We start from the raw sequence: 22,286 nt of genomic DNA, 5'->3' as shown, positions 1-22,286 counted from the left end.
CGCGGGGAACGGCCGGTGTCCGGGTCAGCCTTCGGCGCGCGCCGCGGTGCGGGCGGCGGGGATCTGCTGGGTGATGCAGTGGACGCCGCCGCCGCCGAACGCGAGGGCGAGCGCCCGCACGCCGACGACCTTGCGGCCCGGGTGCGCGGCGGCGATGACGGCGAGGGCTTCCTCGTCCTGGGGCACCCCGGCGACGGGGACGACGACTCCGCCGTTGGCGAGGTAGTAGTTGAGGTACGACACCTCGATCTCGCCGTCGCCGAGGGCCGCGAACGCCGTCTGCGGCACGTCGACGATCGCCAGCCGGCGGCCTCGGGCGTCGGTGGAGGCCTCCAGGACGGCGCGGTTGGCACGCATCCGGGCGTGGTCGGGGTGGGCGGGGTCGGCGGGCAGGGAGACGACGACGGTGCCGGGCGCGGCGAAGGCGCAGACGCCGTCGACGTGGCCGTCGGTCTCCGTGTCGAGCAGGCCGCCGTACGGCAGCCAGATGACCTTGGTGACTCCGAGCCGGGCCTTCAGTTCGGCCTCGATCCCGTCGCGGGTCATACCGGGGTTGCGGTTGGGGTGCAGCAGGCACTGCTCGGTGGTGATCAGCGTGCCCTCGCCGTCGACGGTGATCGCACCGCCTTCGAGGATCATGTCGGAGGCGATGCGGTCGGCGCCGAGGTGCTCCAGCAGCAGGGCGCTGACCCGGTCGTCGGAGTCGTAGGGGTGGTGCTTGCGGCCCCAGGCGTTGAACCGGAAGTCGACGCCGGCCCGGTTGCCGTCCCCGTCGAGGACGAACAGCGGGGCGGAGTCGCGGAACCAGGAGTCGTCGAGCGGCAGCTCGATCACGGTGACGTCGGCGCCGCAGTGGGAGCGGGCGTCCTCGCCGTGTCCGGGCGGAGCGACCATCGTGACGGGCTCGAAGGCGGCGACGGCGCGGGCGACGGCGGCGTACTCCTCCTTCACGTCGGCCAGGACGCTCCCCCACAGGTCCTCGCGGGTGGGCCAGGCCATCAGACAGCCCTCGTGCTCGGACCACTCGGCGGGCATTCGGTATTCAGCCATGAGGTGTCTCGATTCTTTCGTTGGCAGAGTCTTCCACCCGACTGAAAATTCAGTCAAGAGCTGAGGCCTGGGTGAAAGCGGAGGGGTGGGAGCGATCCCAGGGGAATCAGAGGAAATAGAGGCGGTTCAGCGAGACCTGCTGCGCAGGCTCCGAGCGCAGGGGCTCGCCGTCGAGCGTGACGAGACCGGACCGGGGGTCGACGTGGACGTCGCCCAGGCGCGCGTTCCCGACCATGTCGCCCGGGCCGATGCCCCGGGTTCCGCGTACGGCGACCCGGCGACGCCGGGTGCCCAGGGCGTCGTACGGTGCGCCGAAGGAGCCCGACTCGGCCGCGGCGCGGCTGACGAACGCCACCGAGAGATCGGCCGGGGCGGCCCCGTGGGCGCCGAAGAGGGGCCCGAGGACGAGCGGTTCGCAGCAGTCGGTGGCGGCGTTGGGGTCGCCGGTGACTCCGTAGGCCGGGAAGCCGGACTTGAGGACCAGCTGCGGCTTGGCGCCGAAGAACTGGGGGCGCCAGAGCACGATGTCGGCGAGTTTGCCGACCTCGATGGAGCCGATCTCGTGGGCCAGGCCGTGGGCGATGGCCGGGTTGATCGTCAGCTTGGCCATGTAGCGCAGGACGCGGGCGTTGTCGTCGCCCTCGCCGTCACCCTCCAGGGGGCCCAGCTCGCCCTTCATCTTGGCGGCCATGGCGAAGGTCCGGCGGATGGTCTCGCCCGCGCGGCCCATGCCCTGCGCGTCGGAGGAGGTGATGCCGATGGCCCCGAGGTCGTGCAGTACGTCCTCGGCGCCCATGGTGCCCGCGCGGATCCGGTCGCGGGCCATGGCGGCGTCGCCGGGGAGGTCCGGTTTCAGCGCGTGGACGGAGACGATCATGCCGTAGTGCTCGGCGACCGCGTCCCGGCCGAAGGGCAGGGTGGGGTTGGTGGAGGAGCCGATGACGTTCGGCACGCCCGCCATCTTCAGCACGTTCGGGACGTGACCGCCGCCGCAGCCCTCGATGTGGAAGGCGTGGATGGTCCGCCCGTCCAGGACGCGCAGGGTGTCCTCCACGGAGAGGCATTCGTTGAGGCCGTCGCTGTGCAGGGCGACCTGTACGTCGTGCTCCTCGGCCACCCGCAGCGCGGTGTCCAGGGCGCGGGTGTGGGCGCCCATGTCCTCGTGGACCTTGAAGCCGCAGGCGCCGCCCTCGGCCAGCGCCTCCACCAGCGGCGCCGCGTCGGAGGAGGAGCCGCGGGCCAGGAAGCCGATGTTGACGGGCCAGGCGTCGAAGGCGTTGAACCCGTGCTTGAGGGCCCAGGGCGAGTTGACGCCCACACCCCAGGCCGGCCCGATCTCCTGGCCGATGATCGTGGTCACGCCGCTCGCGAGCGAGGCCTCCATGATCCGGGGGGAGAGCAGGTGCACATGGGTGTCCACGGCCCCGGCGGTGGCGATCAGACCCTCGCCGGAGATCATGGTCGTGCCGGTGCCGACGACGACGTCCACGCCGTCGAGGGTGTCGGGGTTGCCCGCCCGGCCGATCGCGTGGATGCGGCCCTCGCGGATGCCGATCGACACCTTGCGGATGCCGAGGACCGCGTCGATCACCAGGACGTTGCTGATCACGACGTCACAGGTCTCGCGGACCGCCGCCGCCTTCAGGTGCAGGCCGTCCCGGGCCGTCTTCCCGAAGCCCGCCAGGAACTCGTCGCCCGGCTTCTGCGCGTCGTACTCCACGCGGACGACGAGTCCCGAATCGCCCAGGCGGACCCGGTCACCGGCGCGCGGGCCGTGCACGGCCGCGTACTCGTGCGGGTCGATGTGCCGGCTGCCGGGAGCGCAGTGGTCGGCGTGCCGGGTCGGTCTGCTCATGCCGGGGCTCCTTCCGGGGCGCCGCCCAGGGCGCCGTCCTGCGCGGTTTTCCGGGCGCCGTGCGGGGTCCCGTGCGAGCTGCCCGTGCCGAGATAGCCACAGGCCGCGGCCCTGCGGAGGGCCTCCGCCTTGGCGCCGGGGGCGTCGAGGGGGCCGTCGACCAGCCCCGCGAAGCCGATCGCGATCCGGTCGCCGCCGATCGGGACCAGGCCCACCTCGACGGTGTCCCCCGAGTCGAAGCGGGTGGACGATCCGGCGGGGACGGCGAGGCGCATCCCGTAGGCGGCTGCCCGGTCGAAGTCGAGGCGCGGGTTGGCCTCGAAGAAGTGGAAGTGCGAGGTCACGCTGACCGGGACGGTCGCGGTGTTGCGCACCGCGAGGGTCAGCACCGGCGCGGCGGCCGCGACGGCGCCCGGGCCGGGCAGGACGGCGCCGGGCGCCCCGTCGTCGCGGGGGTGCGCTCCGAAGGGGTCGCTGATCGCGGCGAGCCGGCTGCCGTCCTCGAACACCGCCTCGACCATCACCTCGGTCACGATGTCGACGACGCCCGGCAGTACGTCCTCCGGACCGAGAACCCCGCGGCCGCGTTCGAGGGCTTCGGCGAGGCGGAGTCCGTCGCGCGCCGCCTCGCACACCGTGTCGGCGATCAGGGCGGTGGCTTCCGGGACGTTGAGCCGCAGACCCCGCGCACGGCGGGCCCGGGCCAGTTCGGCGGCGGTGAACAACAGCAGCCGATCACGTTCGGTGGGGGTCAGGGGCATGACGCCCACCCGGTGTCTTTCATGATCATTCCTTCTTCCGGAAGGCAGGTGCGGGGGGCCACCGGGCGAGGCCGGGCGCAGGGAAGAACGGGGGCCGGGCGAGGAAGACACCGGCCGGCCGGGAGGCCCGACGGCGGCGCGTTGCGGGGCCACCGGCGGCTCGGCCTCACTCTGGCATTGACTGAAAATTCAGTCAATAGCTCGGACAGCGAAAGGTCCCGGCCATGAGGGGCCGGGAAAGGCCGGGGAAACCGGCGGCAGGGCGAAGGGGAGCGCGCGTCCGGCGGACCGCCCGCGAAGGGCGTCGTCGGCCGGGTCAGATCTGTCGCAGCCCGGCCAGTTCGGCGTCGATGGCACCGCGCATGAGCTCGCGCGCGTGCCCGATCTGCGTGCCGCCACTGAGCCAGCGCACGCTGAGCCCCTCCAGCAGGGCGGTGAGCCGCTCGGCGGAGGCGGCGAGCGAGGAGGCGGGCGCCATCGGCTGCACCTGGCCCAGCAGCGCGGCGACCTCCTGGACCCAGACCAGGGTGGCCCTGGCGAGGTCCTCGCGCAGCACCTCGTCGAAGACGGCGCTCGCCCGCAGTTCACCCCAGGCCGAGCTGTTCTCCCGTACCTCCGCGGTGTCCTGGAGCTCCAGGAGCAACGTTTCCTCCAGCTCCTCCCGAGGGGTGAGCGGCGGGGCGTCCGGATCGCGGTCGGTGGTGTAGCTCTCCGCACGGTCATTGATGAACTCAAGGGTCTGGCGCAGCACCCCCGTGCGGTCCTTGAAGTGGTAGTAGATCAGGGCCGTGGAAACGCCGGCCTCGGCCGCGAGTTCCTCCACGCGCAGCCCGCGGACCCCGCGCCGGGCGATCACCCGGGCGGCCGCTTCGAGGATCTGAGTGCTGCGAGACGCCATGGCCCGCACTTTACCGGGGCCCACCGGAGCGGGTGTACGCGGCCCGTCACGGGGAGTGCGGGCGCGCGCGGGGGTCCGCGCGGCCCGGGAAGGCCGGTGTCAGGCGCGGCGGTACTGGTCCACGACGATCGTGACGGCGCCGTCGGCCGTGACCCCGACCAGCCTGACGAGCGCGACCTCGTTGCGGTCGGGGCTGCGCACGCAGAACGGCCGCCCCTTCGCCAGTGCGGCGAAGGGCAGGGCGGCCGCCGGGCGCGTCTCGATGCCGCGCACGCAGTCGGCCGGCGTCAGGGCGGCGCCGTCGGACACGAAGGCGTCCGATTCCTCGGAGGGCAGGAGGGCCTGGCCGTCGCGCGCGAGGTACCAGGAGGCCGTCTCCGTGGAGACGACCTTGCCAGCCTTGAGGTCGAACTCGTAACCGGCGTCGGGGGCGGTGAGCTCGGTCTTCGCATAACCGGGCAGGTAGCCGGGGTTGGTGGACGGGGTCGGCCGCGGGGCGGCGGTGGCCGGGTCGGCGGCCGCTCCCCCGTCGTCCTCGGGGCCGTCCAGGTAGTACACGGCCCCGCCGCAGGCCAGCAGCGTGACGGCGACCGCCAGCACCACCGCGGGCAGGCGCCGCCGTCCGCGCCGCGCCGCCCGGCGACCGGTCGCGGAGACGGGTCCGGGTACGGAGCCGGGCAGGGAGCCGGGTATGGCGCCCGGTACGGGTACGGACGCGGGTACGGGTGCGTCCGGGCCCGGTGATGGCGCGGTCGTCGTCGCCGTCGCCGTCCTGGTCGGCTGGAGGTGCGGCGGGGCCGGTCGCACCGACTCCCCCCGGCCCCCGAGTTCGTCGCGGACCGGGGCGGGCAGCCAGCCGTCCGTGAACTCCGGCCGCGGGCCCACCACCGGGTGCGCGTGCACGGCCTCGATGAGCTGGGTGGTCGTGGGACGGTCCCCGGGCTGCTTGGCCAGACACCACGAGACCAGTTCACGCAGGTCAGGCGGTACATGGCCGAGGTCGGGGTGCTCGTGCACGACCCGGTACAACGCGCCGGACTCCGGCCCGTGCCCGAACGGCGGGACCCCGCTCGCCACGTATCCGGCCAGCGTCCCGAGGGCGAAGACATCGGTGGCCGGTGTCGCCCGGAGGCCCAGCGCCTGCTCGGGCGCCATGAAGGCCGCGGTGCCGATCCGCAGTCCCGTGCCGGTGAGGGCGGCGGCGTCCGCCGCGCGCGCGATGCCGAAATCGATCACCCGGGGGCCGTCCCCGGCGACCAGTACGTTGGCCGGCTTGAGGTCGCGGTGGACGACGCCCGCGCGGTGGATGGCCTGGAGCGCCTCGGCTATGCCCGCGACGAGCAGCAGGACCGTGCGGACGGGCAGCGGTCCGTGGCGCCGGACCACCTCGTGCAGCGAGGGGCCGGGCACGTAGGCCGTAGCGAGCCAGGGCGTGCGGTCCTCGACCCCCGAGTCGATCACCTGGGCCGTGAACAGGCCGTGGATCCTGCGGGCGCTGGCCACTTCCCGGGCGAACCGCTCGCGGAACTCGGGGTCCGCGGCGAACTCGCTGCGGACGGCCTTCAGCGCGACGGGGCGGCCCCCGGGGGTGTAGGCCAGGTAGACCACCCCCATGCCGCCCGCGCCGAGCCGGGCGTGCAGGCGGTAGCCACCGATCTCGTAGGGATCCTCGGCGGACAGGGCCGTGGCGGTGGATCGGACGCCGGGGAGCTGTTCGGACATGCGGTGGCTCTTTCAACGATGCGGCATTGTCCTGGCGCATCGTGCCGCTAACTAAAGTTTCAGTCAATGTGTGACAATGCGAGACGCACACGGCCAGGAGGGATCACCCAGGAGGGATCACACAGTGACCGACCGCAGGAGGGCGATCCTCGCGGGCGCCGCGCGGGTCATCGCACGTCGGGGCGTCCGGGGGCTGCGGGTGGCGGACCTGGCGGCCGAGGCCGGCGTGTCCACGGCGCTGATCTACTACCACTTCAAGGACCGGCCCGGCATCCTGCGGCAGGCCCTGGCGTTCATCGGCGACCGGGCCGGCCGCTACACCGGGACCGGGGAGGACGGGGCCGCCGGGCCCGGCCCCGCCGATCCCCGGGAGCTGCTGGAGCGGACCCTGCTGCTGGAGTTCCAGGACCTGCCCGAGGTGCGGGAGAACAGCACGGCCTGGGGGGAGCTGAGGGCCCACTCGGTCTTCGACCCGGAGCTGCGCGACGAGCTCGCCGCGGCGGGCGCGGCCTGGGCGGCGGAGGTCGCGGACCTGCTGGCCGCCGCGTGCCCGGCCGCACGGCCGGGCGCGGTGGCGGCCGCCGCGGAGCGGCTGACCGCCCTGCTGGAAGGGCTGAGCGTCCGCTGGCTGAGCGGCCTGCTCCCCGTGGGACACGCCCGAGGACTGATACGCGAGGCGATCGGAGTGGAAATCGGCCGCCTCGGTTCCACCTCGGCGAGGGTTTGACTGAATTTCCAGTCAGTGCCACAGTGGCGACACGTGGCCGCGGCACTCACTGTGCCGAGCGGCCGTTCGCGGCGCGGAGCGCGCACTCTTGTCCCTAGGGCCCCGGTGAGCCGGCCTATGAGGCACCTCGCGCCCGCCCTGGCGGGATGCACCCGTTCCGCCGGCCCACGATCGGAGTTCCCCGTGTCCTTCCTTCCCCCCACTCGCCGGACCGTGCTGCGCACCCTCGCCGGAATCGGCGCCGCCGTCGCGGGCACCGTCGCCTGCGGCCCCTCCTCGTCCGGCACCGAGACCGGCACCGCCCCCGCCGGATCCTCCCGGTCGGCCGCGGCCGACGGCGAGCGCCGCCTCGGTGCCGAATGGGAGAGCCACACCCGTACCTTCATGGCCTGGCCCGCGCTGAGCTCGGTCTGGCGCGAGGACCTGCGCTACGTGCGCGAGGACATCGCGCGGATCGCCCGGGCCGTCGGGCAGTACGAGGCCGTCGTCATGATGGCCCGGCCCGACCAGGTGGACGCGGCCCAGCGGGCCTGCGGCTCCCAGGTGGAGGTCATCCCGCTGGCCGTAGACGACCTCTGGGCGCGCGACACCGTCCCCGTCTTCGTCGAGGAGGGCGGCAAGGTCGTCGGCGTCGACTTCAACTTCAACGGCTGGGGCAACAAGCAGGAACACGCGAACGACGGGGCGGTCGGCCGCAACCTGCTCCAGAAGTACGGGATCCCCCGCGTCCAGGCACCGCTCGTCGCCGAAGGGGGCTCCTTCGAGACCGACGGCGAGGGCACCCTGCTCATCACCGAGAGCTCGATCGTCAACGACAACCGCAACCGGGGCAAGAACCGGGACACGATCGAGGCGGACCTGGAGAAGACCCTGGGCGTGGAGAAGGTGATCTGGCTGGCCGGCGTCCGGGGCAAGGACATCACCGACGCCCACGTCGACAGCCTGGTGCGCTTCACCGCGCCCGGCGTGGTCCTGCTGGACCGGGCGCACCCCAACACCCCGGCCGACTCCTGGTCCCGCTCCGCCGACCAGGCCAAGTCCGTCCTGTCTAAGGCGACGGACGCCCGCGGCCGGCGCTTCGAGGTCATCGACCTGCCGCAGCCCGACCTGGACCGGATCACGGGCCGGGGCGACGACTTCGTGTCGACGTACGCGAACTTCTATGTCGCCAACGACGCCGTCTTCATGCCCCGGTTCGGCGACGCCAAGGCCGACGACCGGGCCCGCGGCATCCTGCGGGAGCACTTCCCCAAGCGGGAGGTCGTACCGGTCTCCATCGACACGATCGCCTCGGGCGGCGGCGGCATCCACTGCTCGACCCACGACCAGCCCGGCAAGCCCGCCGCCTGACGCGGCGGACTCAGACGGCGTCCGGCGCCGGCTCCAGGGCCTTCTTGAGGTTGCGCAGGGTGGTGCGGATGTTCCCGCGCTGGAAGTCGGCGAAGGTGTGGCCCCGGGTCGCGATCCGGTCGAAGGCGTGGGCCGCGAAGTCCGGCCAGGAGCGGCGGTCGTCGGTCCAGGTCTCGGTCACCCGGGTGCCCTCCGGCACCGGCTCGAAGCGGTACTCCCAGGTGGCGATGGGTCCGGGCACCCGGGGCCGCCGGATCCCGATGGCGTGCACCCGGAAGCGGAAGAGCCGGTCCTCCTCGATCGCCGTCACCGTGCACCGGGTGGTCCAGCGGAAGGCTCCGCGCTTGTTGCGCCCGTCGAACACCGTCCCGACCCGGGTCTCCCCGGCGCCGCCGTGGACGGTGGCGCCGAGGTTCTCCGGGCTCCACTCCCCCATCCGGGCGGGATCGCGGACGTGCCGGTAGACGTCGGCGGGGCGGGCGTGGATGACGATGCTGTCGGACACCGTGAACGTGCGGGGCATGGCGGCGCCTCCTTCTCGACCGCCGACGCTACCGGGCCCGCACGCAGCTGGCTACCCTCGGGTAACTTCTAGTGCCCTACTCCCAGTCGTCCCACGGCGGCTCCGTCTCGTCGAAGTCGAAGGGCGGCTCGTCGGCATCCGCCGCTGCGCGGCCCGGGCCCGGCGGGGCGGGCGGCGCGGCGGGGGCCGCCGCGGTGACCGCCGACGCGACGGCCGCGGGGGCGACGGCGACCTCGACCGGCGCACCGGCACACTCTGCCAGGGCGTCGAGGACGCCCTGCCCGTACTTGGTGAGCTTGGCCTCGCCCACCCCGCCGATGGTGGCCAGCTCCTCCACCGACGCGGGCAGCCGGGTCGCGATCTCCCGCAGCGTGGCGTCATGGAAGACGACGTACGCGGGGACGCCCTGCTCCCGGGCCGTCGCGGCCCGCCAGGCGCGCAGGGCCAGGAAGACCGGCTCGGCCTCGGCCGGCAGGTCGACCGGGACCCGGGCGGCCTTCCCGGAACGGGATCCGGACTCCTTGCGCGCCGGGGCGGCGGGCGCCTTCTCCTTGCGGAGCATGACGCTGCGGCGCCCGCCCAGCACCTCACCGCTGTCGTCGGTGAGGACGAGCGTGCCGTAGTCGCCCTCGACGGCCAGCAGCCGCTGCGCCAGCAGCTGGCGCACGACCCCGCGCCACTCCGCCGTGCCCAGGTCCGCGCCGACGCCGAACACCGAGAGCCCGTCGTGGTCGAACTGGATGACCTTGGCGGTCTTCTTCCCCTGGAGGATGTCGATGATCTGACCGGCGCCGAACTTCTGGCGCCGTTCCTTGGCCAGCCGCCACACCGTGGACAGCAGCTTCTGCGCGGCGACCGTCCCGTCCCAGGACTCGGCCGGGGTCAGGCAGGTGTCGCAGTTGCCGCACGGTTCGCCGGACTGGCCGAAGTACTCCAGCAGCCGGGTGCGGCGGCAGTCGACGGTCTCGCACAGCGCGAGCATGGCGTCCAGGTGCGCGCTCAGCGACCGGCGGTGCGCCTCGTCCCCCTCGGAGCCCTCGATGAGCTTGCGCTGCTGGACCACGTCCTGGAGCCCGTACGCCAGCCACGCCGTGGCGGGCTCCCCGTCACGGCCGGCGCGGCCGGTCTCCTGGTAGTAGCCCTCGACCGACTTCGGCAGGTCCAGGTGGGCCACGAAGCGGACGTCGGGCTTGTCGATGCCCATGCCGAAGGCGATCGTGGCGACCACCACGACCCCGTCCTCCCGCAGGAAGCGCGCCTGGTTCGCCGCGCGCGTACGGGCGTCCATCCCGGCGTGGTACGCCACCGCGTCGATGCCCTGCTCGGCCAGGAACGCGGCGGTCTTCTCCACCGAGGCCCGGGACAGGCAGTAGACGACGCCGGCGTCCCCCTCGTGCTCGGTGCGGATCAGCTCCAGGAGCTGCTTGAGGGGGTTGTTCTTCGGGGCGATGCGGTACTGGATGTTCGGCCGGTCGAAGCTGGCGACGAAGTGCCGGGCCTCCTCCAGGCCGAGCCGCGCCACGATCTCCGCGTGGGTGGCCTCGGTGGCGGTGGCGGTCAGCGCGATCCGCGGCACCTTGGGCCAGCGCTCGTGCAGCATGGACAGCGCGAGGTAGTCGGGCCGGAAGTCGTGGCCCCACTGGGCCACGCAGTGCGCCTCGTCGATCGCGAACAGCGACACCCGGCCCCGGTCCAGCAGCCGCTGCGTGCCCTCGCCGCGCAGCCGCTCGGGAGCCAGGTAGAGCAGGTCCAGCTCGTCGGCGAGGAAGGCCCGCTCGACGGCCTGGCGCTCCTGCGGGTCCTGCGTCGAGTTGAGGAACCCGGCCCGGACGCCGAGCGCGGTCAGCGCGTTCACCTGGTCCTGCATCAGGGCGATGAGCGGCGAGATCACCACGCCCGTGCCCTCTCTGACCAGCGCCGGGATCTGGTAGCAGAGCGACTTGCCACCGCCGGTCGGCATCAGGACGAGGGCGTCCCCGCCCTCGACCACCTGCTCGATGATCTCCTGCTGCGCACCGCGGAAGGAGCTGTAGCCGAAGACGCGGTGCAGTACCCGCAGGGCGTCGGAGGTGTCGTCGCGGGTGTCGGGGGAAGCGTCCGGAAGGGCCATCCGAGAAGCCTAGCGGCACCCGCCGACACCCCCGCCCCACCGCCGGGGCGGCCGGACGGCCCCGCCCGGCGCGGGGCGGGGCGGGGCCGGGCGGGGCGGGGCGGGGCCGGGCGGGCCGCCGTGGCGGGCGGGCGAGCGGGCTACGGCGCCATCTCGTACGCGCCGGCCAGTGCCTCGACGCGGTCCCAGACGCGGGCCGAGCGGGCCTCGTCGACGACGGGCCGCCGGACGGCGCCGAGCGCCCAGGCCTGCTGGGCCTCGGTGGCGCTGTCCTTTCCGTGCAGTTCGACGGCGTGCGCGGAGAAGTCGCGCACGAGGACGGCGAACAGTTCGTCGAGCACGTCCTCGTCGAGGCCGGTCAGCCGGGCCTGCTCCAGGATCAGCTGGCCGTGGACGACGAGCGCGAACAGCTGGCCGACGGCGAGCAGCAGGTCGAGGTCGCGGCTCTGCTCCTCGTCGGGGGCGGCGGTGGTCACGAACGCGCACAGGGCGTCGGCCTGCTCGCGGAAGCGGGCGACGTTCGGGACGGCCTCGTAGGCGTCGTAGGCGGGACGCCAGTCGTGGAAGCGTACGGAGCCGAGACCGCGGGCCGGGCCCTGCCGGAAGAGGAAGTCGTCGTCGGCCGCGTCGTGGCGGGTCGGCACGGGGGCGTAGTCGACGGGGTCGAGCAGGTGGTTCCGCATGAACTTGAGGATGAGCGCGAGGTTGACGTGGACCGTGCCCTCCAGCTTGGGCAGGCCGCGGATCTCGACGGCCGCCTGGGCGAAGTAGTTGTCCTTCTCGAAGCCCTTGGCGGCGATGACGTCCCACATGAGGTCGATGACCTTCTCGCCCTCCGTGGTCACCTTCATCTTCGTCATCGGGTTGAAGAGGAGGTAGCGGCGGTCGTCGGGACCGGCGGAGCGGAAGTAGTCGACGGCCCGGTCGCTGAAGAGCTTCATGCCGACGAGGCGCACGTAGGCGTCGGCCAGCTCGCGGCGCACGTGCGGGAACGCGGTGACCGGGCGGCCGTAGAGGATGCGGCCGTGGGCGTGGGTGACGGCCTCGTACATCGCGTGTTCGCAGATGCCGATGGAGGCGGTGCAGAGGTTGAACTTGCCCACGTTGACGGTGTTCAGGGCGGCGTCGAAGGCGGCGCGGCCGGTGTGCAGGACGTCGGCGGCGGAGACCGGGTAGTCCTCCAGGCGGAACTCGCTGACGAACTTGGAGGAGTCCACGACGTTCTTGACCAGGTGGTAGGCCGGGTGGCGGCTGTCGGCGGCGAAGAAGACGTAGCCGTCGGGGCCCTCGACGTCGGTGCGGCGGCCGAAGACGGAGACGAGTCCGGCGGCGTTGCCGTTGCCGATGTAGTACTTGGATCCGCTCGCGCGGAACCCCTCGGCGCCATCGGCGTCGGTGTACGGCTCCAGCAGCATGTCGGTGGAGTAGATGTCGGCGCCGTGGGTCTTCTCGGACAGGCCGAAGGCGAAGACCTCGCCCTGGTCGAGGAGCTGCGCGGCGCGGGCGCGGGCGTCGGCGTTGCCGCTCTGCCAGACGGGGCCGAGGCCGAGGATGGTGACCTGCCAGGCGTACCAGTAGTCGAGTCCGTAGAACCCGAAGACCTCGTTCAGGGCGGCGATCCTGGCGGTGTCCCAGCGCTGGTCCTCGCGGGTGCCGGCGGAGGCCGGGGTGAGGAACGTCGCGAACAGGTTCTCCTTGGCGGCGAAGGCGAGGAAGTCCCCGAGCCAGGCGCGCGTGCGGTAGTCCTCGATCAGCCGGCGCTTGCCGCGCGCCTCGAACCAGTCGACGGTGGCGCGCAGCAGCCTGCGGGTCTCGGGGTCGAAGTGCGCGGGGTCGTAGGTGCGCGGGTTGAAGAGCAGGCCGTCGGCCATGGAGGTCGCCTTCCGGGGTGCGGTCGGGGAGGGGCTGGTCGGATGGGCCGGGCCCCGCGAGGGGGCCGGGCCCCGGGAGGGGCTGGTCAGTGGAGCTGGGCCCGGGGGCCGGCGGGGCCCGGGGAGGTGCGGGCCCCGGGGAGGTGCGGCGCTCAGCCTGGCTCGGATCCGTCGCCGAGGCGGTGCAGGGTGGCGAGGACGTCGTCGAGCCAGGCGAGGGTCATGCGCTCGTAGGCGATGCCGCCGCGCAGCACGACGTGCTGGAGTTCCTGCCCGGCGTCGAGGGGCGCGGGCGCGTCCGGGCCCGTGAAGTCGCGCAGCTCGCCGGCGAGGTAGTGCGCGAGCCGGTCGCCGTGCACCTGGTGGTGGCGCCGGACCTCGCGGATCAGGGCCGCCGGGTCGTCGAAGGCCGCGCCGCGGATCTTCACGGCGAGGTCGTGGCGCAGGCTTTCGGGGTCGATCGGTTCGTGCAGCCAGCGGGCGAGGGCGGCGCTGCCGGGGCTCGCGACGGAGTATTCCTTCTTGTCCGGCCGGCCCTGTTGCGCCACCTCGCGGACGGCGAGCAGGCCGTCGCGCTCCATCCGGCCGAGCACGCGGTAGATCTGCTGGTGGGTGGCGGTCCAGAAGTACCCGATGGAGCGGTCGAACCGCCGGGCCAGTTCGTATCCGGAGCCCGGCTGCTCCAGCAGGGAGACGAGGATCGCGTGTTCGAGCGCCATGCCCAGATCTTTCTATGCAACTCGTTGCATAGACAAGATCCGGCGGCCCGGTGAGACGCGGCTCACCCCCGCCCCCTCACAGCCGTGTGGCCCCGTACGTCACGAGGACGGACGGGGCCACACACCGAACGAGACGCGAACCGATCACCAATAGTGGCGCCGGCCGCCGACGGCGTGACCGACCGAACCCAGGATCCAGAGCACCGCCCCCACCACGAGCAGGACGATTCCGATCGTCCACAGGATGGAGATTCCGGTCAGGAAGCCGATGATCAGGAGAATGAGGCCGACGACGATCATGGTGTCCCTCGCTTTCCCGTTAGGAACGCGGCGGAACGGTGGATCCGCCGGAGTGTCGCAACCGGCGTCTACCCTGCGATCGCCTCCTTAGCTGTCGGCGGACCCGGAAAATCCTCGCGGTCCGGCCGGGGTCACAGGGGTTCGACGTCCAGGAAGGCCGCGAGGGCGGCTTCCTCGGTGTCGGCGACGGCCGGGGGGGCCGCGCTGCCGGGAGTGCCGGGGAGGTGCTGCTCGGCCCAGATGACCTTGCCCGAGGGGGTGTACCGGGTGCCCCAGTGCTCGCTGAGCTGCGCCACCAGGAACAGTCCCCGGCCGCCCTCGTCGGTGGTGGCGGCGTAGCGCAGGTGCGGGGCGGTGCTGCTGCCGTCCCACACCTCGCAGGTCAGCGTGTGGTCGTAGAGCAGCCGCACGCGCACCGGGGCGCCGCCGTGCCGCAGGGCGTTGGTGATCAGTTCGCTGAGGATCAGCTCGGTGGCGAAGCCCAGCTCCCCCAGGCCCCAGGCGTCGATCTTGCGCGCGGCGGCGTTGCGTACGGTGGCCACCTCGCTGGGCTCGTATGGCACCTCCCATTCCGCGACCCGGTCGGGGCCGAGGGTGCGGGTGCGGGCGATGAGCAGGGCCACGTCGTCGGAGGGCCGGGCGGGCAGCAGCCGTTCGAGCACGGCCCGGCAGCTCTCCTGCGGGTCCCGGTCGGGGTGGCTCAGCGCGGAGCGCAGCAGTTCCAGCCCCTCGCCGATGTCGCGGCCGCGCTCCTCGACCAGTCCGTCGGTGTACAGGACGAGCTGGCTGCCCTCGGCCAGCAGGAGCTCGGCGGTTTCGAAGGGCATGCCGCCCAGGCCCAGGGGCGGCCCGGCCGGCAGCTCCAGGAACTCGGTCGTGCCGTCGGGGGCGACCACGAGGGGCGGCAGGTGCCCGGCCCGCGCCGCCGTGCAGGACCGGGAGACCGGGTCGTACACGGCGTAGAGGCAGGTCGCGCCGAGGACGCCGCCGCCGGTGTCGTCGGCTTCGTGGTCGATGCGCTGGACGAGGTCGTCCAGGCGGGCCAGGATCTCGTCGGGCGGCAGGTCGAGGGAGGAGAAGTTGTGCACGGCCGTGCGCAGCCGGCCCATGGTGGCGGCGGCGTGCAGGCCGTGGCCGACGACGTCGCCGACGACGAGCGCGACGCGGCTGCCGGGGAGCGGGATGACGTCGAACCAGTCCCCGCCGACGCCGGACTGGGCGGGCAGGTAGAAGTGCGCCACGTCGACGGCGCTCTGTTCGGGCAGGGCGCGCGGCAGCAGGCTGGTCTGGAGGGTGACGGCGAGGGCGTGCTCGCGGGTGTAGCGGCGGGCGTTGTCCATGCTGACGGCCGCGCGGGCGACGAGTTCCTCGGCCAGCGAGAGGTCGTCCGCGTCGAAGGGTTCCGGCTTCTCCGAGCGCCAGAAGTTGACCACGCCCAGCACGACGCCGCGGGCGTTGAGCGGGGCGGCGATCAGCGAGTGGATGCCGTAGTCGACGATGGCGCGGGCGCGCGGCGGGTCCTGGGCCTCCCAGCCGGGGGCCGCGCTCAGGTCGGTGACCAGTTCCGCCTCGCCGGCGGCGAAGCCGCGGGCCTGGGGGGTGGACGGCAGGAAGTCGATCAGCCGGCCTTGGGGGTAGAGGGGGTGGTCGGAGCGGATGCCGCTGACGGCGGTGCGCCGCATGTCGGCGCCGGGAGCGGGCTCGTCCCCGTCGAGGACCTGGTCGGCGAGGTCGACGGTGACGAAGTCGGCGAAGCGGGGGACGGCGACCCGGGCGAGTTCCTCGGCCGTACGGACCACGTCGAGGCTGGTGCCGATGTCGACCCCGGCGTCGTACAGCAGCTTGAGGCGGCGCCGGGCGGTGTCGGCGCGGGTGGTCAGCACCTGCATCTCGGTGGAGTCGCGGATGGTGACGGCGCTGCCTTCGCGGCGGCCGCGGGGGTGGGTGGGGCGCTGGTTGACGACGAGCAGCCGGTCGCCGGTCTCCAGCACCTCGTCGGTGGCCACCCGGCCGGAGAGCAGCAGGTCGGCCATTCTGCGGTCCAGGCCGGGCACGTCCCCGACGGAGCGGCCCTCGGCGTCCTCGGGGAGGCCGAGCAGCCGTCGGGCCTCGTCGTTGGCCAGCAGGAGGCGCCCATCGCCGTCGGTGATCAGCACGCCCTCGCGGACGGCGTGGAGCACCGCGTCGTGGTGCTCGTACATGCGGGTCATCTCCTGCGTGCCCAGACCGTGGGTCTGGCGGCGCAGACGCCTGCTGATCAGCGCGGTTCCGGCGGTGGCCAGGGCGATGCCGGTGGCGATGGCCAGCAGGATGACGGGGAGCTGGCGGTCGACGACGCCGGTCACGTTCTTCACGGTCAGGCCGGCCGAGACCAGGCCGGTGACCGTGCCGTCGGGCGCCTTGACCGGCACCACCGCCTGGATCTCCCGGCCGAGGGGGCCGTTGACGCTCTCGGTGTAGGTGTGTCCGGCGAGCGAGGGCCCGATGGTGCCGACGAAGCGTTTGCCGATGCGGTCCGGTTTGGGGTGCGTGTACCGGATGCCGTGGGTGTCCATGACCACGATGAAGTCCACGCCGGCGTCCTTGCGGGTGGCCTCGGCGAGGGGTTGCAGGACGGCGGACGGATCGGAGCTCTTCAGGGCGGCCGGCAGACCCAGGGAGTGGGCGAACGTCTCGGCGACGGCGACCGACCGGTTGCGCGCCTCCCGGTCGATGTCGTGCTTCGACTGGAGCAGCAGGGCCAGGAGGGCTCCGGCCGCGAGCAACACCACGATCGCCACCTGAAGGACGAATACCTGTCCGGCGACGGTCCTGAAGCGCTTGCCTAGGGGTGACCGCACCGACGTGCCCGGCACGGCTGGCGGCGAGGAAGGGTCACGCACCCAGTTGTAGCACTTCCCGTTGTCCCTGGCCCCCGGCAAGCGCGAAATGGGTCCGGCCGGTCACGCGCCGTGGCCCCGGGGGCCGGGCCGCCCGGCCCGGGAGCCGGGCCGGGCGGCGGCCGTCAGGACAGCGGTGCGGGAGTGACGCCGGAGGCGGCGGCCGCCGCGGCCGGAGCCGCCGGGGTGGGGGTGGCCTGCGGGGTGGGCGTGCCCTGCGGGGTGCAGGTGACCTCGTCGCGCGGGGTGTAGTGGGTCTTGAAGTCCTGGCGCTTGACCTCTTGGCCGCCCTGGACGAAGACCCGGCCCACGGAGACGTCGAATCCCTCCAGCGGGGTCTGGACCTCGCAGGCGGGTCCGCTGCCCGTGCGCTTGCCGGGGGGCGTGATCTGGGTGCGGGGACCCTTGGTGGCGCGCACCTCGTCGTACTTCTTCGTGCCGAGGAGGGTGATGGTCAGCGAGGTGTCCGTGGACTGGGCCTGGACGTAGAGGGCGTGTCCGGAGTCGTTGACCCAGCGCAGGTCCAGGCTTCCCCAGGCCACGGTGGCCTCGCGGCCCTCCGGGTAGCGCTCGATGTAGAACGAGTGGGCACCGTGCTCGACGAGCCGGACGCCCGCGAAGAACGCGGCGTTGTACATGGTGGTGGCGACGGCCGAGACGCCCCCGCCGGGCGACTTCACGTACTGGCCGTCGTTGATCATGATCCCGTCGACGAAGCCGTTCTCCTTCGTGCGCTCGCCGACGGTCCGGTTGAAGCTCCACTCCTTGCCGGGCAGCACGACGGAGCCGTTGATCAGTTCCACGGCACGGCCGATGTTGGTGGTGCGGTAGGGGGCGGAGGGGAAGTTCACGGTGAAGGAGGAGATCTTCTCCTTGATCCCGAGCCGCTGCGCTTCGGCGCTGGTGAGCTCCGGCTCCACCGCCTGGGTGGCGACCTCGCCGCTGCGGGCGGCGCCGGTGCGGGTCAGCAGGGGCATGACCGCCTGGCCGAGGGCGGCCTGGGTGACCTGCCGCCCGGTGCGGCTGTCGGTGGCCACGGCCACCCGGCCGGCCGCGTCGACGCCGAGGACGGCGTCCCGCGGGGCCTGCTCGGCCTGCTGGACGGGACGGGCCACGGCGGGATCGGCCAGCAGGCCCTTGGAGTCGAGGGCCGGTACGAGGCGCCCCTGGGCGTCGGGGTTCATCTTCAGGTGCTCGCCGAGGACGGCGGGGCTGATGGGTATGCGCTGCCCGGCGACGGCGACCGTCACCGGCCCCGACATCGCGGGCCGCGCGAACTGGCGCAGGGCCCGGTCGGTCTCCCCGGCCCCGACGCGCGGCTGGGCGCGCAGGGCCGGCAGTTCGACGGGGGCGGTGGCGGTGGCGTCGGCCAGGTAGGCCCCGCGGACGGTGTCCAGGGCCCGGTCCTCGTTCAGGTCGGTGCCGGGCCGCGGGTCGACGGCCTTGGCCGCGCCCTTCTCGAAGGCGATCGCACCCTCGCGGACCTCCTGGCGGGTGCGCTCGTCGAGGCCGGCGAGGGCGGCCCGGGCGGTCGGCTCGTCGAAGCGGACCACGGGCTCCACGTCGCGGCTGCCGGAGCTGAAGAGCCTGCCGATGACGGTGACGGGGTCGTGGCCCGTGCGGGCGGCCCGGTCGACGGTCGCGTCCGTGTCGAGGGACAGTCCGAGGGTGGCCGGGACGGCCTTCTCGACGTGGTCGCCGATCTTCAGGGCGACCGGCGCCGCGGCGAGGGGTCCGAGCTCACGGGTCAGCGCCTGGCGGGCTTCGGCGCGGCTCATCCCGCCGAGGTCCACGCCCCGGACCCGGGTGCCCTGCTCGATGTCCGCTCCGGTCACGAGTCCGGTGACGTACAGGCCGCCCAAGCCGAGTACGGCGGCGCCGCCCACCAACGGTACGGCGATCCGCCAGTTGCCCGTCCAGTTGCCCGTGCGTCCCATGTCGCTCCCTCGCGGCCCCGGCCGCGTACGGCCGCCGCGGACCGCTCCAGCGGCCCCTCGAATGACTTTTCCGAACCCTCATGATTGACCCGAAAGGGCGAATTTGGCGCCATTTGCACGAGATGTGTAACGGTTCTCACGCCGGTGCGGACGGCGGCCGCGGAGCGGTACGGGGCCGCAGGACGCGCGAAGGCGCCCGCCCGAGCGTGAGCTCGGACGGGCGCCTTCGGGTGCGGCCGGGCCCGGTGGGGCCGGCCGGTCAGGCCTGCGGGACCGGGTACGTGGGGTACTCGACGCCCGAGACGTGCTGGACGACGCGCACGACCTGGCAGGAGTAGCCGAACTCGTTGTCGTACCAGAGGTAGAGGATCGCGTTGTCGCCGTCGACCTTGGTGGCGCCCGCGTCGATGATCGAGGAGTGGCGCGAGCCGACGAAGTCCATCGAGACGGCGTCGGGGGCGGTCGTGAAGTCGATCTGGCGCTTCAGCGGCGAGTGCAGCGAGACGTCACGGAGGTGGTCCAGGACCTCCTCGCGGGTGGTCTCGCGGCCCAGGCGCAGGCTCAGGATGGCGATCGAGACGTCCGGGACGGGGACGCGGATCGAGCTGCCGGTGATCGGCGCCTTGAGGTCCGGCAGCGCCTTGGCGACGGCGGAGGCGGCACCGGTCTCGGTGATGACCATGTTGAGCGGCGCGCTGCGGCCGCGCCGGTCGGCCTTGTGGTAGTTGTCCAGCAGGTTCTGGTCGTTCGTGAACGAGTGGACGGTCTCCACGTGGCCGCGCAGCACGCCGTACTCGTCGTCCATGGCCTTCAGCGGCGGGACGATCGCGTTGGTGGTGCAGGAGGCGCAGGACAGGATCTGCTCGTCCGGCTTGATCGTGTCGTGGTTGACGCCGTGGACGATGTTCGGGACGTCGCCCTTGCCCGGGGCCGTCAGGACGACCTTGTCGATGCCGGGGCGCAGGTGCTTGGAGAGGCCCTCGCGGTCGCGCCACTTGCCCGTGTTGTCGATGAGGATGGCGTCCTTGACGCCGTACGCCGTGTAGTCGACCTCGGACGGGTCGTTGGCGTAGATCACCTTGATGGCGTTGCCGTTGGCGATGATCGTGCTGGTCGCCTCGTCCACGGTGATGGTGCCCTGGAACTGGCCGTGGATGGAATCGCGGCGCAGCAGCGAGGCGCGCTTGACGAGGTCCGCCTCGCCGCCGCCGCGGACGACGATGGCGCGCAGGCGCAGGCCGTTGCCGGAACCGGCCTTCTCGATGAGCAGGCGGGCGACGAGGCGGCCGATGCGGCCGAAGCCGTACAGGACGACGTCGCGGCCGGCCCCGCGCTCGATCTTGTTCACGCCGGTGGCACCGGCGACGGACTCGGCGGTGAACTGCTCGACCGACAGACCGCGGTCGTCGGCCTTGTACGTGGCGGCGAGCATGCCCAGGTCGATCTGGGACGGACCGAGATCGAGGGTGGTGAGCGCCTGGAGGAACGGGAGCGTCTCGGTGACCGAGAGCTCCTCGCCCGCGATCTGGCGGGCGAAGCGGTGGGTCTTGAGGATGCTGACCACCGACTTGTTCACCAGGGAGCGGCTGTGCAGCAGGATCGTCACGTCCCGCTCGCGGTGCAGCTTCCCGATGATCGGGATCATCGACTCCGCGATCTCTTCGCGGTTCTTCCAGTTGGTGAACGAGTCCTCGTTGACAGTCACAGATCCATCTTTCGAGCTAGGCAGCGCTCATATGCTAACCCCTTCGAAATTTTGTCCTTCCGCCGGTCCCTGCTACGGCGAATCGGCGGCCCGGCGGCCCAGCGGCAGGAGGTACTGGAGCGGCTGCTCCAGGTCGTCCAGGCCCAGGAGCTCATGGGCCAGGTCGTCGTGGAAGCCGCCCAGCGGGGTGCCGCCCAGGCCCAGGGCCGAGGCCGTCAGCAGCAGGGTCTGGGCCAGGTGGCCGGTCTCCAGCAGGGCCAGCCGCAGGGCGCGCAGGCCGTAGCGGCGGCGGAGCAGGCCGAGGTCCGCGTACAGGCCGAGGACCACGGGCGCCCCGTCCACGCCGATCCAGTCCGGATCCGTCGCCGGGCGGGAGAGGTATGTCGACAGCGCCTTGACGTCCCCGACCGACGGTGCCGGGCCGACGCGGCGCAGCGTGCGCCGCTCGGGCACGCAGTCGTACGTACCGGGCTCGACGCCGGCCACGTCCAGCACCAGCAGCCGTACCCGGGCCGTGTAGAGAGCGCCCGCGCTCGGGTACGGGCGGTGGGTCTGGACGCGCTCCGAGCCGTCCGCGAGGCGCGTCGCCGTCCGCCCGCTCGCGGCGAGGGCGTGCCACAGCAGGGAGCCCAGGGCGGCGGCGTCCAGCGGTCCGCCCAGGGGGCCGCGCACCGATGCCCGGCCGACCAGGACGGCGCCGAGCGGCACGTCGGGCAGGGGGGCCGCCGGGAGCGCCGTCTCCGGCGCCGGCGCCGCCGGCGGCCGGGCGGCGGCCTCCGGGAGCGGCCGCAGGGCGGTGTCCTCGCCCCGGCCGATCTGGAACTTGCTGCGCTCCAGGTACTGGAGGTCGGGGGCTGCGTGGCCCGGCGGGAAGAACGCGGCCGGCTCCTCCGTCTCCAGCAGGGTCCGGGCCGCCAGCCGGCACACCGCCCGCTCCTCGTCGGGGCCGACGCCGAGCCGGTTGAACAGCATGTGCAGCTGCGAGCCCCAGACCCACTCGGAGGCGCCCTGTGACAGGCCCCCGCCCGCGTCGGTGCGCAGCAGGGCGTCGGCCTCGCGGACCCGGTCCGCCCAGTCCGTGAGCCAGGGCCGCACCGCGCCCCGGTCGAGCCCCTCGCGCAGGGCCCGCGCGCGCCGGGCCAGCCCGGTGCGCTGGGCGGCGTAGACGGTGTTCACCCGGGCGTGCACCGCGGCGCCGGGCAGCAGGGGCAGACCGGTGACCCAGCGCCAGCCCGCCGCGTGCCGGCGCAGCCATCGCGCGGCGGTGAGGCGGTCCATGCCGAGGGCGTACGCCGTCGCGTGGGCGAGGTCCGCCGCGCGGGCCAGCCGTGCCGCGTCCGCCGCCGGGGCGGGGGCCTCGCGCAGGGCGTCCAGCACGACCCGGGTGGAGGCCGCGAAGACCTCCTCGGCGACCGGCAGGGCGCGCGGGCCGCCGTAGCGTTCCGTCTCGGGTTCGTAGCGGACGGCGCGGACCTCCCCGTGCCGGGAGGGCCAGGGCCCGGGGACGGCGGGCACCTCCTGCGCCGCCCGGGCCAGCTCCCGCGCGAGGCGCCCGACGGCCGGGGCGGACAGGCCGCGCACCCGGATCCGCAGGTGGGGGCCGTCCTCCCCGTACCGGATGAAGAACCACCCGGCGGCCTGCCCGGAGGCGACCAGGCCATCGAGGAGCGGGGCCGCGGACCGGACCAGGAACGCGTCGGTGTCGGCGGCCTCGGAGTGCAGGAAGAGGTGGAGGCCGTGCCAGGTGCCGGTGCCCGGGTCAGTGCCGGGGTCGGTGTCGGTGTCGATGTCGATGCCGGTGCCGGGGTCGATGCCGGTCGCGGTGCCTGTGTCGGTCGCGGTCACGTGCGGTCCTCGGGTTGTCGGGGGCGCGGGCGCG

At 73.3% G+C, this 22,286-nt stretch carries 16 protein-coding genes; 2 read left to right on the top strand and 14 right to left on the bottom strand.

Annotation, left to right across the window (positions count from 1 at the left end):
• Positions 1-24 precede the first annotated feature (24 nt).
• The 5 genes from ACFYYT_RS00790 to ACFYYT_RS00770 all read right to left on the bottom strand — a co-directional run bounded on the left by ACFYYT_RS00790 (position 25) and on the right by ACFYYT_RS00770 (position 6,286).
• A complete protein-coding gene (locus tag ACFYYT_RS00790) occupies positions 25-1,050 on the bottom strand; it encodes an agmatine deiminase family protein (RefSeq protein WP_351821794.1) in 1,026 nt (341 codons plus the stop codon).
• Positions 1,051-1,156: 106 nt separating this feature from the next.
• Entirely contained in the window at positions 1,157-2,905 is a 1,749-nt protein-coding gene (locus ACFYYT_RS00785; protein ID WP_388606712.1) for an urease subunit alpha, read from the bottom strand.
• Positions 2,902-3,666: an urease subunit gamma gene (gene ureA / locus ACFYYT_RS00780; protein ID WP_351831055.1), complete on the bottom strand. Its 765-nt coding sequence runs from the start codon at positions 3,664-3,666 to the stop codon at positions 2,902-2,904. Before ureA ends, ACFYYT_RS00785 begins: the two co-directional genes overlap by 4 nt.
• A 316-nt stretch (positions 3,667-3,982) precedes the next feature.
• Positions 3,983-4,564 carry a helix-turn-helix domain-containing protein gene (locus ACFYYT_RS00775; protein ID WP_351831058.1) on the bottom strand — a complete coding sequence of 194 codons (582 nt, stop codon included), beginning with the start codon at positions 4,562-4,564 and terminating at the stop codon, positions 3,983-3,985.
• Between the two features lie 99 nt (positions 4,565-4,663).
• Positions 4,664-6,286 (bottom strand): serine/threonine-protein kinase, encoded by a 1,623-nt coding sequence (locus tag ACFYYT_RS00770; protein ID WP_351831061.1) that lies wholly within the window; start codon positions 6,284-6,286, stop codon positions 4,664-4,666.
• Between the two features lie 124 nt (positions 6,287-6,410).
• On the opposite strand from ACFYYT_RS00770, the gene ACFYYT_RS00765 reads away from it, so the two are divergent.
• Positions 6,411-7,013, top strand: coding sequence for a helix-turn-helix domain-containing protein (locus tag ACFYYT_RS00765; protein ID WP_351831063.1), 603 nt, complete (start codon positions 6,411-6,413; stop codon positions 7,011-7,013).
• Positions 7,014-7,196: 183 nt separating this feature from the next.
• Entirely contained in the window at positions 7,197-8,363 is a 1,167-nt protein-coding gene (locus ACFYYT_RS00760) for an agmatine deiminase family protein (protein WP_351831065.1), read from the top strand.
• A 10-nt stretch (positions 8,364-8,373) separates the two neighbouring features.
• Here the strand turns inward: ACFYYT_RS00760 and ACFYYT_RS00755 are convergent, their stop codons facing one another.
• The 9 genes from ACFYYT_RS00755 to ACFYYT_RS00715 form a co-directional block, all read right to left on the bottom strand.
• Positions 8,374-8,886: an SRPBCC family protein gene (locus ACFYYT_RS00755; RefSeq protein ID WP_351831068.1), complete on the bottom strand. Its 513-nt coding sequence runs from the start codon at positions 8,884-8,886 to the stop codon at positions 8,374-8,376.
• 76 nt (positions 8,887-8,962) lie between these two features.
• On the bottom strand, positions 8,963-10,996 hold the full coding sequence (gene recQ, locus ACFYYT_RS00750; RefSeq protein ID WP_351831071.1) for a DNA helicase RecQ: 2,034 nt from the start codon (positions 10,994-10,996) through the stop codon (positions 8,963-8,965).
• Between the two features lie 140 nt (positions 10,997-11,136).
• Complete coding sequence (locus ACFYYT_RS00745; RefSeq protein ID WP_351827725.1) at positions 11,137-12,867, bottom strand: acyl-CoA dehydrogenase family protein; 1,731 nt, start codon at positions 12,865-12,867, stop codon at positions 11,137-11,139.
• Positions 12,868-13,019: 152 nt separating this feature from the next.
• Positions 13,020-13,586, bottom strand: coding sequence for a PadR family transcriptional regulator (locus ACFYYT_RS00740; RefSeq protein WP_351827728.1), 567 nt, complete (start codon positions 13,584-13,586; stop codon positions 13,020-13,022).
• A 144-nt stretch (positions 13,587-13,730) separates the two neighbouring features.
• Positions 13,731-13,886 carry a DUF6131 family protein gene (locus ACFYYT_RS00735; RefSeq protein WP_351827731.1) on the bottom strand — a complete coding sequence of 52 codons (156 nt, stop codon included), beginning with the start codon at positions 13,884-13,886 and terminating at the stop codon, positions 13,731-13,733.
• A 131-nt stretch (positions 13,887-14,017) separates the two neighbouring features.
• Entirely contained in the window at positions 14,018-16,726 is a 2,709-nt protein-coding gene (locus ACFYYT_RS00730) for a SpoIIE family protein phosphatase (protein ID WP_351827733.1), read from the bottom strand.
• Positions 16,727-16,890: 164 nt separating this feature from the next.
• Complete coding sequence (locus tag ACFYYT_RS00725; RefSeq protein ID WP_351827736.1) at positions 16,891-18,702, bottom strand: VanW family protein; 1,812 nt, start codon at positions 18,700-18,702, stop codon at positions 16,891-16,893.
• Between the two features lie 259 nt (positions 18,703-18,961).
• Positions 18,962-20,407: a glyceraldehyde-3-phosphate dehydrogenase gene (locus ACFYYT_RS00720; RefSeq protein ID WP_351827738.1), complete on the bottom strand. Its 1,446-nt coding sequence runs from the start codon at positions 20,405-20,407 to the stop codon at positions 18,962-18,964.
• A gap of 72 nt (positions 20,408-20,479) precedes the next feature.
• Complete coding sequence (locus tag ACFYYT_RS00715) at positions 20,480-22,252, bottom strand: thiopeptide-type bacteriocin biosynthesis protein (protein ID WP_351827741.1); 1,773 nt, start codon at positions 22,250-22,252, stop codon at positions 20,480-20,482.
• Positions 22,253-22,286: the final 34 nt, after the last annotated feature.

Source organism: Streptomyces sp. NPDC002032, assembly GCF_042890765.1.
Classification (GTDB): Bacteria; Actinomycetota; Actinomycetes; order Streptomycetales; family Streptomycetaceae; genus Streptomyces.
Note: the sequence above shows the minus strand (reverse complement) of the source record. Positions and strands in the feature narration are given on the sequence as shown.

Bases quoted from the DNA above. Each gene is read 5' to 3' on its own strand.
- ACFYYT_RS00735 (WP_351827731.1), bottom strand. From the start codon at position 13,886: ATGATCGTCGTCGGCCTCATTCTCCTGATCATCGGCTTCCTGACCGGA.
- ACFYYT_RS00770 (WP_351831061.1), bottom strand. From the start codon at position 6,286: ATGTCCGAACAGCTCCCCGGCGTCCGATCCACCGCCACGGCCCTGTCC.
- ACFYYT_RS00755 (WP_351831068.1), bottom strand. From the start codon at position 8,886: ATGCCCCGCACGTTCACGGTGTCCGACAGCATCGTCATCCACGCCCGC.
- ACFYYT_RS00785 (WP_388606712.1), bottom strand. From the start codon at position 2,905: ATGAGCAGACCGACCCGGCACGCCGACCACTGCGCTCCCGGCAGCCGG.
- recQ (WP_351831071.1), bottom strand. From the start codon at position 10,996: ATGGCCCTTCCGGACGCTTCCCCCGACACCCGCGACGACACCTCCGAC.
- ACFYYT_RS00745 (WP_351827725.1), bottom strand. From the start codon at position 12,867: ATGGCCGACGGCCTGCTCTTCAACCCGCGCACCTACGACCCCGCGCAC.
- ureA (WP_351831055.1), bottom strand. From the start codon at position 3,666: ATGCCCCTGACCCCCACCGAACGTGATCGGCTGCTGTTGTTCACCGCC.
- ACFYYT_RS00740 (WP_351827728.1), bottom strand. From the start codon at position 13,586: ATGGCGCTCGAACACGCGATCCTCGTCTCCCTGCTGGAGCAGCCGGGC.
- ACFYYT_RS00725 (WP_351827736.1), bottom strand. From the start codon at position 18,702: ATGGGACGCACGGGCAACTGGACGGGCAACTGGCGGATCGCCGTACCG.
- ACFYYT_RS00790 (WP_351821794.1), bottom strand. From the start codon at position 1,050: ATGGCTGAATACCGAATGCCCGCCGAGTGGTCCGAGCACGAGGGCTGT.
- ACFYYT_RS00775 (WP_351831058.1), bottom strand. From the start codon at position 4,564: ATGGCGTCTCGCAGCACTCAGATCCTCGAAGCGGCCGCCCGGGTGATC.